At 48.5% G+C, this 12,709-nt stretch carries 12 protein-coding genes; 10 read left to right on the forward strand and 2 right to left on the reverse strand.

The genetic code is table 11. The features are described 5' to 3' along the window. Positions 1–3: 3 nt before the first annotated feature. Positions 4–684: a chromate transporter gene (locus tag NO352_RS24270; RefSeq protein ID WP_171416670.1), complete on the reverse strand. Its 681-nt coding sequence runs from the start codon at positions 682–684 to the stop codon at positions 4–6. A 415-nt stretch (positions 685–1,099) separates the two neighbouring features. Here NO352_RS24270 and NO352_RS24275 point away from each other — a divergent pair, with 415 nt between their 5' ends. Both NO352_RS24275 and cysK read left to right on the forward strand, forming a co-directional pair. Then, the gene (locus NO352_RS24275) at positions 1,100–1,738 is read left to right on the forward strand and encodes a TVP38/TMEM64 family protein (protein ID WP_268598963.1); all 639 of its coding nucleotides are present in this window, start codon (positions 1,100–1,102) and stop codon (positions 1,736–1,738) included. A gap of 45 nt (positions 1,739–1,783) precedes the next feature. Continuing rightward, on the forward strand, positions 1,784–2,716 hold the full coding sequence (gene cysK / locus NO352_RS24280; RefSeq protein ID WP_005543332.1) for a cysteine synthase A: 933 nt from the start codon (positions 1,784–1,786) through the stop codon (positions 2,714–2,716). 84 nt (positions 2,717–2,800) lie between these two features. Here the strand turns inward: cysK and NO352_RS24285 are convergent, their stop codons facing one another. Beyond that, positions 2,801–3,418, reverse strand: coding sequence for a superoxide dismutase (locus NO352_RS24285; protein ID WP_268598962.1), 618 nt, complete (start codon positions 3,416–3,418; stop codon positions 2,801–2,803). A 507-nt stretch (positions 3,419–3,925) separates the two neighbouring features. Between NO352_RS24285 and NO352_RS24290 the strand changes: the two genes are divergently transcribed. From NO352_RS24290 to helD, 8 genes are all read left to right on the forward strand, one after another. Continuing rightward, positions 3,926–4,363: a GNAT family N-acetyltransferase gene (locus NO352_RS24290; RefSeq protein ID WP_005543330.1), complete on the forward strand. Its 438-nt coding sequence runs from the start codon at positions 3,926–3,928 to the stop codon at positions 4,361–4,363. A gap of 189 nt (positions 4,364–4,552) precedes the next feature. Beyond that, positions 4,553–5,110: a DUF402 domain-containing protein gene (locus NO352_RS24295; protein WP_005543328.1), complete on the forward strand. Its 558-nt coding sequence runs from the start codon at positions 4,553–4,555 to the stop codon at positions 5,108–5,110. 163 nt (positions 5,111–5,273) lie between these two features. Continuing rightward, positions 5,274–6,980 (forward strand): tRNA epoxyqueuosine(34) reductase QueG, encoded by a 1,707-nt coding sequence (gene queG / locus NO352_RS24300; protein ID WP_289356962.1) that lies wholly within the window; start codon positions 5,274–5,276, stop codon positions 6,978–6,980. 198 nt (positions 6,981–7,178) lie between these two features. Beyond that, entirely contained in the window at positions 7,179–7,397 is a 219-nt protein-coding gene (locus NO352_RS24305) for a YneF family protein (protein ID WP_005543324.1), read from the forward strand. A gap of 44 nt (positions 7,398–7,441) precedes the next feature. Beyond that, positions 7,442–8,035: a GTP cyclohydrolase I FolE gene (gene folE / locus NO352_RS24310; protein WP_005543323.1), complete on the forward strand. Its 594-nt coding sequence runs from the start codon at positions 7,442–7,444 to the stop codon at positions 8,033–8,035. A gap of 106 nt (positions 8,036–8,141) precedes the next feature. Further along, positions 8,142–9,206 carry a DUF7309 domain-containing protein gene (locus tag NO352_RS24315; protein ID WP_005543322.1) on the forward strand — a complete coding sequence of 355 codons (1,065 nt, stop codon included), beginning with the start codon at positions 8,142–8,144 and terminating at the stop codon, positions 9,204–9,206. A 236-nt stretch (positions 9,207–9,442) separates the two neighbouring features. Further along, entirely contained in the window at positions 9,443–9,958 is a 516-nt protein-coding gene (locus NO352_RS24320; protein WP_005543321.1) for a YcxB family protein, read from the forward strand. Between the two features lie 223 nt (positions 9,959–10,181). Next, positions 10,182–12,539 carry an RNA polymerase recycling motor HelD gene (gene helD / locus NO352_RS24325; RefSeq protein WP_289356963.1) on the forward strand — a complete coding sequence of 786 codons (2,358 nt, stop codon included), beginning with the start codon at positions 10,182–10,184 and terminating at the stop codon, positions 12,537–12,539. Positions 12,540–12,709 lie beyond the last annotated feature (170 nt).

The raw sequence follows: 12,709 nt of genomic DNA on the forward strand, positions 1-12,709 counted from the left end.
GTCTTATACCGCTCGATTGCTGCGTTGCTTAGTCTGGCGGGAGCGAGATGCACTGCTGCCTGAACGTGGGGGCTTGGAGTGGTCATGCGGATGATTTCGCAGAAAGCTGCCGCGGTTCACCCATTCAAGTACAATACCGGCGAATGCGCCAAGGACTAAGACAAGAATGGGATGGATCGATGTCCAAAACAGCAGCGCAAGTGAGGTGAGAGTGATTCCCCAAGCGAAGCCATGGTGCAAAGTGCGTGAGCCAAGTCGAATCGCTGCATACACGATGAGTGCAACGACAGCAGGCTTAATACCGGTCAACGCAGCCTGAACATACGGTTGGTCGCGAAATCCAGCTGCTCCTATGCATAAAAGCAGCATAATTGCGATGGTAGGCAAAGAGATGCCGATAACTGCAGCAGCTAAGCCAGATAACCCAGCAATTCGGTAGCCGACAAGAGCGGCGACATTAACGCCTATCCCGCCAGGGGCCGCCCCTGCAAGAGCTGTAATCTCTCCCATATCGTCTTCTTGTAGCCATTGACGCTTCTCCGCAATTTCTCGCTCAATGACGGGCAATATCGCATAACCGCCACCGAAGGTAGTCGGCCCAATTTTGCTAAAGGTCAAGAATAGCTGAAGGAGAAGAGAGCGCTTGTTCACGTGCAGCGCGGGACGGTGATCGTGTTGGTTCATGGAGTTCCTTATCCCTTCGTTTCAATCGTATTATAGCGTTAGTATATCGTACTTAATTTCATTTTGGAATAAACTTTTCGAAAATGTATAATTGACTGTATGTGATGAGTGCGATAAATTGAGGGGAATGGTTTCTTAAAAGGAGTTTATTCTATTTTGAAATTATGATGACGGGCTTGCGATTAGGGGATGGGAAATGTGGAGATGCGGGTGTAATTCTCGTTCATGTTAAAAAATGAAGGTTTTTGCTGCATTCTGATGTAACCGCCTTCATTGTTTACGTATATAAGGAAGGCTGTAGAAAGTTCAGTAAACTTGTGGCAGGGGGCTTCTATATATTAATATGGAATTATTAACGTAAGAAAGCAGGCAGCGTGTGCAACCGGAAGCGGGAGCCGATGCCAGAGGGGGTACATTGGATAAACGAATATCTCTCGGGCTGTATGTTCTCGCTGCTGTAATCATCTTGATGTACCATGAGAAGCTGCTTGCTATGCTTCGCCATTTGGAGCCTGGTACAGGTACGCTCGTCATTTTGTTTTTGACTGCTGTCGCCATATCCTTAGTTCCTGTGATTCCTTTCGGTGTTGTGGCAGGAATTATTGGCGCCGCTTATGGTTTCTGGATCGGGGGCTGGATCAATGTGGCGGCCTCGACATTAGGTGCTGCATTCATGTTCCTGGCTGTGCGATGCAGAATGTCTAAGCAGGGAAGACAAGCTATGGAACGAATTCACTTGTTGCGAAGCTTTAATCAATTAATGGAACACAACGCGTTCGCAGCTGTGCTTATCGGACGGATGATTCCCATTATCCCGGCTGTGGCAATTAATGCGTATGCGGCGATGCTAGCTATCCCGCTGCGAACCTTCATGGTGGCAACGGTACTGGGGAAGCTGCCCGTTATGTTCTTGTTTGCCTATGTCGGGGAGCAATTGCTTCAAGACTGGACAAGGATTCCGGTCGTTTTGCTTCTATATGCCGTGTATGTAGCTGGCATTTATGGAATACATCGAGTCGTAGAGAGAAGCCGGACAAGGCGTAGTCGCACGTAGCGGCATAAGAATCGCGATTATATTGTTATGGAGGAAAAGTGGAACATGTCCAACATCGTATCAAACATTACACAGCTCATTGGCAATACACCCTTAATGGAGCTAAACAATTATAACCGCAAGCATGACCTTGGGGCGAGAATTGTCGCGAAGCTGGAAGCATTCAATCCAGGCGGAAGCGTGAAGGATCGGATTGGCTATGCGATGATCAAGGCTGCCGAAGAGCAGGGGATTATCGACCGCAGCTCGGTTATTATCGAACCGACGAGCGGCAACACGGGCATTGCATTGGCGAGTGCCGCGGCTGCACTTGGATATCGAATTATTATAACGCTGCCGGATACGTACAGTGTAGAGCGCATTAAGATGATGAAGGCGCTAGGGGCGGAGTTAGTGCTTACACCTGGGTCAGAAGGCATGCAGGGTGCTATTCGGAAGGCAGAGGAACTTGCGGAAAGCATCCCGAATTCGTTCATTCCGCAACAATTTGATAATAAGGCGAATCCAGAAGTGCACCAGAAGACAACAGCACAGGAAATATGGCGCGATACAGATGGAGAAGTGGATATTTTCGTTGCTGGGGTCGGCACTGGCGGTACGATCAGCGGTGTGGGCCGTGTTTTGAAGGAAAACAAGCCATCGGTACGAATTACAGCGGTTGAGCCTGCTGATTCACCGGTTCTATCAGGTGGGAATCGGGGGCCGCATATGATACAAGGGATTGGCGCGGGCTTCGTTCCAAATACATTCGACCGCAATATTGTTGATGAAATTATTCGCGTGACGAATGAAGAAGCATTCGCTGCAGCGCGTGAGTTGGCGAAGCAGGAGGGCTTCTTAGTTGGGATTTCCTCCGGCGCTGCTTTGGCAGCAGCAACACAGTTGGCAAAGCGACCGTCGAATGCAGGCAAGATGATCGTGGTGCTTCTTCCGGATACGGGGGAGCGATATCTGTCAACGCCGCTGTTCGAGAACTAAGAGTTGAGTCGGCTTCCTGTAGACAACAAAACAGCCGTCCTGAGGCAAAAGACTGCCAGGGGACGGCTGTTTTTTTATTCCCGATTACTTGTTCAAAGCATCTTCGTAACGTTTTTCAACTGCTGGCCAGTTCACAACGTTCCAGAATGCAGCGATGTAGTCAGGGCGTTTGTTTTGGTATTTCAAGTAGTATGCATGCTCCCATACATCCAAGCCAAGGATAGGCGTTTTGCCTTCCATAACCGGGCTGTCTTGGTTAGGCAAGCTGTATACGGACAATTTGCCGTCAGCATCTACTGCAAGCCATGCCCAGCCGCTGCCGAAGCGTGTAGCTGCAGCCTTTGCAAAATCTTCTTTGAATTTGTCCAAGCCGCCAAGCTCATTGTTGATGGCATCAGCCAATTTGCCGGAAGGCTGGCCGCCGCCGTTAGGGCCGATGATTTCCCAGAACAAGGAGTGGTTCGCATGGCCGCCGCCATTGTTGCGTACCGCTGTACGGATGCTCTCAGGAACAGCATCCAAGTTAGCGATCAGTTCGTTTACAGATTTATCTTGCAATTCTGGAGCAGATTCCAAAGCTGCGTTCAAGTTCGTCACATAGGTGTTGTGGTGACGATCGTGGTGAATCATCATTGTTGTTTCGTCGAAATGTGGTTCCAAAGCATTGTTGGCATAAGGAAGAGCTGGTAATTGATGTGCCATTGTGTCATACCTCCTAATTAATTATGTAGCATCTTATCTACTTCTAACCTAATTAAACATGAACCGGAAGAATAAATCAACATAAATGTTGCAAAAGTAGGCGTTGAAAAAAAGGCCTTCGATAGCGAACAGTTGTTGTTTGACCGCCACCGCTATCATATTACCCGAAAATGGGTGGTTTCAAACAAATGTTCTGTTGGGGAAGGGTTGATTATGACTTGAAATGAATGCGAATTCTTTACAATTTCTATAATGTTTTCATTCTTTATGTAATGTAAACGCTTTAAATAAAGCGTTTACAAGAGAATTCGGGAGATTTTTCGATCTTTTTTATGGAAGTTGCATGATAAAGAAGGATTTTCGCGATTTTTGTCGTATTTGTAAAGGTATTGCACAATCTATTGTAGATAACCCACAAGATACAGATTTAATGTAAAGGCGTAGAAAGGTGTTAGACAGAGAGACAACCGATCACGAAACCAAGCTCAGGATGAGGGAGAGTAAGTCATGAATGTTCGATCCTTTCGTTTGTCGGATTATCTTCCGGCAACCCAGTTGTTGAAGGAATCGCTGTCAGATGAATGTTGTGAGAAGACGCTGGAAGCATTCGCGCGTCAGTTATCGTTGGACGGAGAGCTTGTGCTCATCGCAGAACATGAAGAAGCTAGCGGAGAGCAAGCCATTGTCGGACTTGTCATCGGAACCGTTGATCGTAACAACGGCTACTATTACCGCCTTGCCGTACATCCGGATTATCGCAATCGCGGAGTAGGCAAAGCATTGGTAGCGGGATTGGAGCAGAAATTCCAACAACGCCGCGTCAAAAACATTATGATTGCTGTGGACGAGCATACAGAAGTCGTATTGCCATGGTTTGAGGCTTTGGGATACGGAGCAAAGGATATGCTGCGCTCCCTTTCACAGTTGCGTATTGTTGCAGGCTAACGCTGCGCAATTCTACTTGCAGATGAATTGCGAGGTTGCAATTGGCCTCACTCGGAACAGAGTGGCGATACACGATTGATTATAGCCAAACATTGTACAAGGAAGCATATCTTCTCAACCGTTGCATTCGGGTGAAAGATATGCTTTTCTATTAATAAAGCGAAATGAACGCAAAGCCGAGGAATTAGCATGAATCGTTATGAGGAAGCTCTTGTGAAAAGTTTCAAGCACGACGGTCACCTGCATCGGGTATGGCTCGAAAATTGGCTTGTGCCTGCAACGATGCGGCATCCTGATCATGTGAAGGAAGACATGTATGTCCTCATCAACAGTCAGACGCCGATTCGGGAGTCGGATGGGAAGCAGTGGGTTAGCAAGATTCCTGCTGTTACATTTTTTATCCCGAAGCAGTGGTTCAACGTAGTTGCTCTAATTGAGGAATGCGGTGTTCGGTATTATTGCAATATAGCATCGCCTCCTTATCGGTGTGGCAATATTTTCACTTATATTGACTATGATTTGGATGTCATTCGCATGACGGATGGGCAGGTTCAGGTAGTAGATCAGGATGAGTATGAGCACAATCGCTTAGCCTATCATTACCCAGAGCTTGTCGAGCAGAAGGTGAAGGCTGGCCTGGATCGGGTATTGGAGTACATTAAGGAGAGTCGTACTCCTTTCCATGATGACACGGTACGTTGGTATTACGAAGAATGGAAGCAGTTGTTAGACGAAGCTCGTGAATAATAGCGGGTATCACGCTCGGTGAACGGCGCCTGTTCCAAGAATTCGTTTTCTGGAATGCAAGGTGCCGTTTCCGATGTTAGCGGCTGGTGTAAGCAGGCTATTGCAGTGCAAGAAATGGATGTTAAGAATGTATGGAGCATGTGACGACAAGGAGGTGAATGGGATGCATGAAAAATTAGCTCATACCCAGGACCGATGGCGCAAGTTGAAGCAGGACATTATTGAAGCAGCCCCGTCTTTGGGGATCGATCAGGTGGGCTTTACGACGGCAGACCCATTCATTGAATTGAAGGCGCGGCTGCAGCATTCCATCGATCAAGGCTATGCCTCGGGCTTTGAAGAGCCTGATTTGGACAAGCGTACCCGCCCTGAATTGCTGCTGGAGGATGCACGCTCGATAATTGCAATCGCTGTTGCCTATCCTTCCAAGCTGGAGGAATCGCCGAAGTCGAAGGCGGGCTCCTATCGGGGAATGTTCGCGCGAACGGCTTGGGGGCTCGATTACCATCTTGTGCTGCGGGATCGGCTTGCGAAGCTGGAAGCGTTCCTTCGTGAGCGTGTGCCGGATCAAGAGCTGAAGGTTCGCAGTATGGTAGATACCGGCGAGCTGAGCGACCGGGCAGTTGCAGAACGTGCAGGAATTGGATTCAGCGGCAAGAACTGTTCCATTATTTCACCGCAGTGGGGATCATGGATTTACTTGGGCGAAATGATAACGAATATCCCATTTCCGTCAGACGATCCTGTCACAGAAGACTGTGGAGAATGCACGCGCTGTCTCGATGCTTGTCCAACGAGCGCACTCGTAGGCCCAGGACAGCTGAACGCAAAGTTGTGCATTTCATTTCAGACCCAATCTAAGGATCTCTTGAGTCATGAAATGATGACCAAGATGGGGAATCGGCTGTACGGCTGTGATACATGTCAGATCGTATGTCCGAAAAATAAAGGCATGAACTGGACGCACCACCCTGAGATGCAGCCCGATTCTGAGAAGGCAAAGCCTCTTCTCGTTCCGATGCTGCAATTATCAAATCGTGAGTTCAAGGAGCAGTTTGGCTCGTTATCTGCGGCCTGGAGAGGCAAGAAGCCGATTCAGCGCAATGCGATCGTTGCGCTCGGCAACTTCCGTGACCGAAGCGCGGTAGGCGAGCTGAGATCGCTGCTTCGGGAGGATACACGTTACGATATTCGTGCGACAGCCGCTTGGGCACTTGGCCAGATAGGCGGCCTCGAAGCGAAGCAGGCGCTGCTGTCAGGCTTGAATCGTGAAAAGGAGGATGCGGTTGTGCAAGCGATAGAAGCTGCATTGCAGCAATTCGACAATCATGTGGAGCCTATCTATGTTCAGGAGATGGAATCGCCGCTGGGGATGCTAACCATTGCCTCTTCCGCAACGGGACTTTGTTCCATTGAGTTTGGAAGTGTGCTTGATACATCGGCGCGCTTGAACGCATGGGCACAGCGCACATATGGACGCGCAGCTTTACAACGCCACCCGGAACGGCTGCAGGAGGCGATTCACCAATTGGAGGAATATTTCAGAGGAGAGCGGAAATCGTTTGATTTGGCGCTTGATTTCCAAGGGACGGCATTTCAGCGTGATGTATGGCGCGCTCTTATGGATATTCCGTACGGGGAGACAAGATCGTATAAGCAGATCGCAGAGGCAATTGGACGCCCTCAGGCGGTACGTGCAGTCGGTGGGGCGAACAATCGCAACCCGATTCCGATTATTGCTCCATGCCATCGCGTAATCGGTGCGGACGGTCGCTTAGTCGGGTACGGCGGCGGAATGGACAAGAAGGTTACGCTGCTCAAGCTGGAGGGCATGCAGGCGAATGAAGAGCGGTTGCTGATTGCTCCATAATTGGAACAGGGGATATTTGTCACGATTGATGGTACGTGCTATCATAGTGGCGGTACGGTAAATTTGAAGTGGAACGGCACATCGATACCTTTTTATTTTTCTAGATGAGGATTTCGGTGGATCATTCAATGAATCTGTACCTATTGAAATATAGAAGCAATGAGCAAAACTTGACGATGTTGGGGTGACCATGGGAAGATGTGGACAGTAATTACGGCGATCGTAACACTAATTGTAGGCATTATCATCGGCTTTGCTGGCGGCGTATATTATCTGCGTAACCAAATGACGAAGATGCAGTCCGACCCTCAAATGCTGCAGAAAATGGCGAAGCAAATGGGCTACAATCTGAATTCGAAGCAGATGCAGCAAGCACAGCAAATGATGAAGAACAAGAATTTCAAGAAATCCCGCTAAGTTAACGAGATATGCTCACAAGCGCGGCGGAAGGAGGAACGTTCGTGGCTGGTTTGAAGGACTATGTGAATACACAGGTTGATGCGAATCGCGAGCAGATTGAGCATCATATTAAGGAAATTTTGAGGCTCGTCGGAGAAGATGTTGAGCGCGAAGGATTGCTGGACACGCCAGCACGCGTAACTCGCATGTATGAGGAGATCTTCGCCGGTTATGAGGTAGATCCTCGTGATGCGCTCGGGGTTGCATTCGATGAAAATCACGAAGAGCTTGTCATAGTAAAGGATATTACGTATTATAGCCAATGTGAGCATCATATGGCGCCCTTCTTCGGGAAGGTGCATATCGGATATATTCCAAGCGGCAAGATTGCTGGACTTAGCAAGTTCGCTCGCTTGGTGGAAGCAATCTCCCGTCGCTTGCAGGTGCAAGAGCGGATCACTAGCGAGATTGCTGACATTATGGATGAGGTGCTCAAGCCGCACGGTGTCATGGTTGTCGTGGAAGGCGAGCATTTGTGCATGTGCGCCCGTGGCGTAAAGAAGCCAGGAAGCAAGACGGTAACAATGGCAACACGCGGAAGCTTCCGAACGGATGCAGCGCAGCGCGCGGAATTTTTGTCACTGATTAAGCAGTAATGTGATGCATGTGGGTGAACTGAGAACTGATGAACCCCGTTCCGGGCATGGGACGGGGTTTTTTTCGGAAAGAACAGGAAATTGAACAGGAGGAGTTACAAGTCACATGACAGAAGCAAAGAAGAAGCCGGAACAAAAGAATGCAGAACAAGAAGTGGAATTGACTGCGGAACAGATGCTGTGGGCTAGATTATATGAAGCAGCCTCTGCGTTCAAGAAGCAGGCGAGCTGGGAGTGGATGCCGGAGAACGTGATTTTTGGCGTGAGCAACCCGGAGGATGGAGAAGTAGGCTATTGCACGATTATGAATGGGACAGACTACTTATTCGGCTTGTCGTTGTTCCGCGGCGGCGAAGGGCTGGAGAGCCTGAACAGCATGATGCTGGATAATCATGAGCAGAATGCATGGCTGCACCGCCAAAAATGCATTATGGTCACTTTTGAAGACCGTACGGATTTGGAAAAGCACGATTTAGCGCAGATCAAGGAGCTTGGGTTCCGCTTCCGCGGTCGCAATGCTTGGCCAATGTTCCGCGCGTATGACCCGGGGTTTGTTCCATGGACGCTTGATGAGAAGCAGGTCAGTTTCTTGGCGATCGCCTTAGAACAAGCGATGGATCTGGCAGCGCGTGTGAAGAAGGATAATGAATTGATGGCTGCGCCGCAATCCGGCCAAGTATTGGTTCGTGTACTGGAAAATGGGGAATGGACTGATCGTTGGATGGATCCTGATTTCGTATTGGAGCGTCCTGTGAAAGTCGAAATCGAAGATCGAGACCGCCTGAATGATGTTATGAACCGTTTCCCGAATAAGAAGGGCCAGTGGGAAACGGAATACTTCTATGCTCCTGTTGCCGTTAAGGGTGAAGGAGAGCGTCCGTACTATCCGCGCCTCTGCTTGTGGGTAGACCGTACTACACGTGCGGCCGTTGGTTTCCATGTCGCCTATGATGACAATTTTGAACAGGAATTCCTAAATCACTTCCTGCAGCTCATTGAAGAGCAGGGCGTGCGTCCGCAAAAGCTTATTATTCGCACGAATGAATGCGTTGATTTATTCGAGAAAACGGCACAACGCCTGAAAATTCGTATAGAGCGCGAGCCGCATCTTGCGTATTTGGAAGAAGCGCGTGGAGATTTGTTCGATTATTTCTCCAAGCAAGAAGGATAGGAACTCATTTATTAACGTTATACATGTTATATGTCCTAAAGGAATCGAGAATCGAAAGAAGGCATTTCTTCGTTGTAAGGCGGAGGATGTCTTCTTTTTTTGTTAATTTAAGCTAGTTAAGTTAGGTTGGGGGGATTTTCCAGGTCAGCAAGGTTGGGTGTCCTAACATTATCGCTGCATGTATAATGAGAGGGACAGGCGTTCAAGTTATTCTTTTATGACAAAGGAGTTATGCTATGAAAATTTCGATGCATATTACGAAGGAAGACTACTGGAGATTCAATAAATTCGTCATGTACAGCATGCCGAAATATCGGAAGATCATGCTCTTAAATCGAATTGGATTGCCTATTTTTTGCAGCATTATTTTTAAAGTTATCGGCAAAACATGGGCCTACTCGATTCTCGTAGGGGTAGCGCTGGGTGCACTCTTGAACGTATTTATGTATTTTTCGATTAAAAGAAAAGTGATGCGATGGGCTGATTCCAAAGAAAATGCGGCCTGGCTTGGAGATCATACGATGGAGATTACGGAGCAGGGGATTGATGAGACGACTCCAGTTGGCAACGCTCATTACAACTGGGATGCGATACCGGAGATTCGGATGACCAAAGACTACTTGTATATCTTCATCAGCTCGATGCAGGCGCATATTATCCCTCTAGCCTGCTTATCCACCCCAACAGAGCAAACGCAGCTCATACAGCTTCTTGAGAAGTATGCGAAGAAAAAGATTATCGTACATGGATAGCATTCAGACAATTGTATCGTTCAAATAAAATCGTCCTCTGCAGACAAAAGTTGACAAGGCAATTGCCAAACCAACGTCTTGTAAGCAGAGGACGGTTATGTTATGATCAAATATGCGATATGGGTATATGTAATTAAAATATTTTATCCCAAATATATAATATCATATCGAATCGCATGCTGTCAACTTAAATTTATTATATTTCTAAGAAGCGGGTGGTTGCATGAGTACGAAGGAAGAACAATGGCGTCTGGAAGAGGAACGAGCGGTTCAAGTGATGGAGGCTATTGAGCAGCACATTGAACCCCTGCAGCAGGACATCGGCACTATCAAGCATGAGGTAGTCGAATTCCGCAAGACATTTTGGGACGATGTCAAAATCAACATGGATGATGTCAATGAGGCTATCGAAACCTTTGCCAGCATGAAGCAGCAGGCAGAGGTGCTGACAGAACGCGAGCATCGACATCGGCATGCCGCTCGTCAATTGGATGTGCTGACTCGCATGTCGAAGTCGCCTTACTTCGCCCGGATTGATTTTAAGGAAACGGGAGAATCAAGAAGCGAACAGATTTATCTAGGTATCGGATCCTTCCGCAATTCAGAAGGTGAATTTCTCGTTTACGACTGGCGTGCGCCGGTATCCAGCTTGTATTATGACTACCCTCCAGGACCTGCTCATTATTCGACTCCGGTAGGGGAAATCGATGGAATGATGGAGCTGAAGCGGCAATTTCTCATCTCGGAGGGACGATTCCGAGGGATGTTCGATACAGGGGTCACCATTGGCGATGAGCTGCTGCGGCAAATGCTGAGCCAGCCTTCTGCCGAGCATATGAAGAGTATCGTCGCGACCATCCAGCAGGAACAGAATCGAATTATTCGAAATGAACGAAGCGGCATACTCATTGTGACGGGACCTGCAGGAAGCGGCAAGACGTCAACTGCGCTGCAGCGTATCGCATATTTGCTCTACCGTTATCGGGATACTCTACAAGCAGAGCAGATCGTCCTGTTCTCTCCGAACCCTTTGTTTAACCGTTATGTATCGACCGTATTGCCGGAGCTTGGGGAACGGAACATGCAGCAGACGACATTCCAGGATTATTTAGAGCATCGCTTAAGTAACAGCTTCAAGCTGGAGCATCCATTCGAGCAAATGGAATATTCGTTAACAGCTGCAGGAGATCCGGGTTATTCGGCACGTATGGTATCGATTCGCTTTAAGGCGGGTCGAGGCTATGTGGAGATGATCCATGCATATGTGAAGTGGCTAGGGACAGAAGGGCTGCAGTTCCATGATATTCGCTTCCGCGATGCGGTGTTGATCACGTCTGAGCAAATATGCGACCAGCTCTACCGTTATGATGCATCGCTTCCGCTGCCGAATCGCTTGCGCTTGCTGGCGGAATGGCTGCGTGGGGAACTGCATCGAGCAGCCAAAGAAGAACGTTCGAAGCCGTGGGTGGATGAGGAAGTAGAGATGCTCGATGATGATGCATACCATGAGGCTTACACGCAGCTACAGCGCAAGAAGAAGTTCTCGGAGGAGACATTCGATGACTTCCAACGCGAGCGCAATTGGCTTGCTGCTGCCATTGTGAATGAGCAATTCAAGTCGCTGTACGCGATGGTGAAGAAGCTTGAATTCATTGATATGGCAGGCACATATCGGCAACTGTTTGCAGAACGAGAAGTATCGCAGCGCTGTGCGCCTGCTGGAATCTTGCCTGCGGAGTGGAATGAGATATGTGATGCCACGGAAGCGCGGCTTCGTTCAGGAGAGATGCCGTTTGAGGATGCAACGCCATATTTGTATTTGAATGAATGCATTAAGGGATTTCGTGTTAATACCTCAATCCGGCAGTTGTTCATTGATGAGGCACAAGATTATTCACCGTTCCAATTCGCTCTGCTGAGACGGATGTTTCCGCGCTGCGGCATAACACTGCTTGGAGATTGGGAGCAAGCGATATATCCGCATACCGGGGAAGGGGATATGAACAGCAGTTGGAGAGCATCGGACATAGGAGGATCCTCGCCAACGGAAACCTTCCACTTGACGCGCAGCTATCGAACAACGCGTCCGATTATGGAATTTGCCCGCTATCTTGCGCTTGATGGTCAGCATATTGAACCGTTCGATCGTGCTGGAAGCAAGCCTACCGTAACTGTAGCGAAGGATGGTGCAGCGCGTAATCGAATGACAGCGGATCGTGTACGTCAACTGCTGCAGAATGGACATCGCAATGTGGCTGTTATTTGCAAGACGGCGCAGGAGAGCAGAGAGGCGTATGAGGCACTGCGGAACGAGCTTCCTATTTATCTTGTGGAACAAGATACGGTTTCGTTCGAAGAAGGAGCGCTTGTCATTCCATCGTATTTGGCCAAGGGTGTAGAATTTGATGCCGTCGTCATTTATGATGCTTCAGAAGCGGTTTATGGGCGAGCAAATGAGCAAAAGCTGCTGTATGTGGCCTGCACGCGGGCGATGCATGAGCTGCATGTGTACAGTGTAGGCCAGCCAAGTCCATGGATAGCAGAGGTTCCGCAGGAGACATACATCTTTCAAAAAGGATGAGATCAGGTGATTCCGAGCCTGATCCATTCGATAAGCGCAGCAAGAGACGACGCTGTGAATCGAAAAAGCATTAGCATGGAATAGGTTCAACAATAGAAATGAAATAGAACAGAAATAGAACAGTTTCGGGCCTTCCCAATCGTAAGCTATGGTATCTTAGCTAGGGAGGT

The sequence above is a fragment of the Paenibacillus sp. S-12 genome (assembly GCF_030363895.1).
Classification (GTDB): domain Bacteria; phylum Bacillota; class Bacilli; order Paenibacillales; family Paenibacillaceae; genus Paenibacillus_B; species Paenibacillus_B alvei.

What these genes read in the sequence shown, in the direction of transcription:
- NO352_RS24270 (WP_171416670.1), bottom strand. Translation starts at nt 684, where the DNA reads ATGAACCAACACGATCACCGTCCCGCGCTGCACGTGAACAAGCGCTCT.
- cysK (WP_005543332.1), top strand. Translation starts at nt 1,784, where the DNA reads ATGTCCAACATCGTATCAAACATTACACAGCTCATTGGCAATACACCC.
- NO352_RS24285 (WP_268598962.1), bottom strand. Translation starts at nt 3,418, where the DNA reads ATGGCACATCAATTACCAGCTCTTCCTTATGCCAACAATGCTTTGGAA.
- NO352_RS24290 (WP_005543330.1), top strand. Translation starts at nt 3,926, where the DNA reads ATGAATGTTCGATCCTTTCGTTTGTCGGATTATCTTCCGGCAACCCAG.
- NO352_RS24295 (WP_005543328.1), top strand. Translation starts at nt 4,553, where the DNA reads ATGAATCGTTATGAGGAAGCTCTTGTGAAAAGTTTCAAGCACGACGGT.
- queG (WP_289356962.1), top strand. Translation starts at nt 5,274, where the DNA reads ATGCATGAAAAATTAGCTCATACCCAGGACCGATGGCGCAAGTTGAAG.
- NO352_RS24305 (WP_005543324.1), top strand. Translation starts at nt 7,179, where the DNA reads ATGTGGACAGTAATTACGGCGATCGTAACACTAATTGTAGGCATTATC.
- NO352_RS24315 (WP_005543322.1), top strand. Translation starts at nt 8,142, where the DNA reads ATGACAGAAGCAAAGAAGAAGCCGGAACAAAAGAATGCAGAACAAGAA.
- NO352_RS24320 (WP_005543321.1), top strand. Translation starts at nt 9,443, where the DNA reads ATGAAAATTTCGATGCATATTACGAAGGAAGACTACTGGAGATTCAAT.
- helD (WP_289356963.1), top strand. Translation starts at nt 10,182, where the DNA reads ATGAGTACGAAGGAAGAACAATGGCGTCTGGAAGAGGAACGAGCGGTT.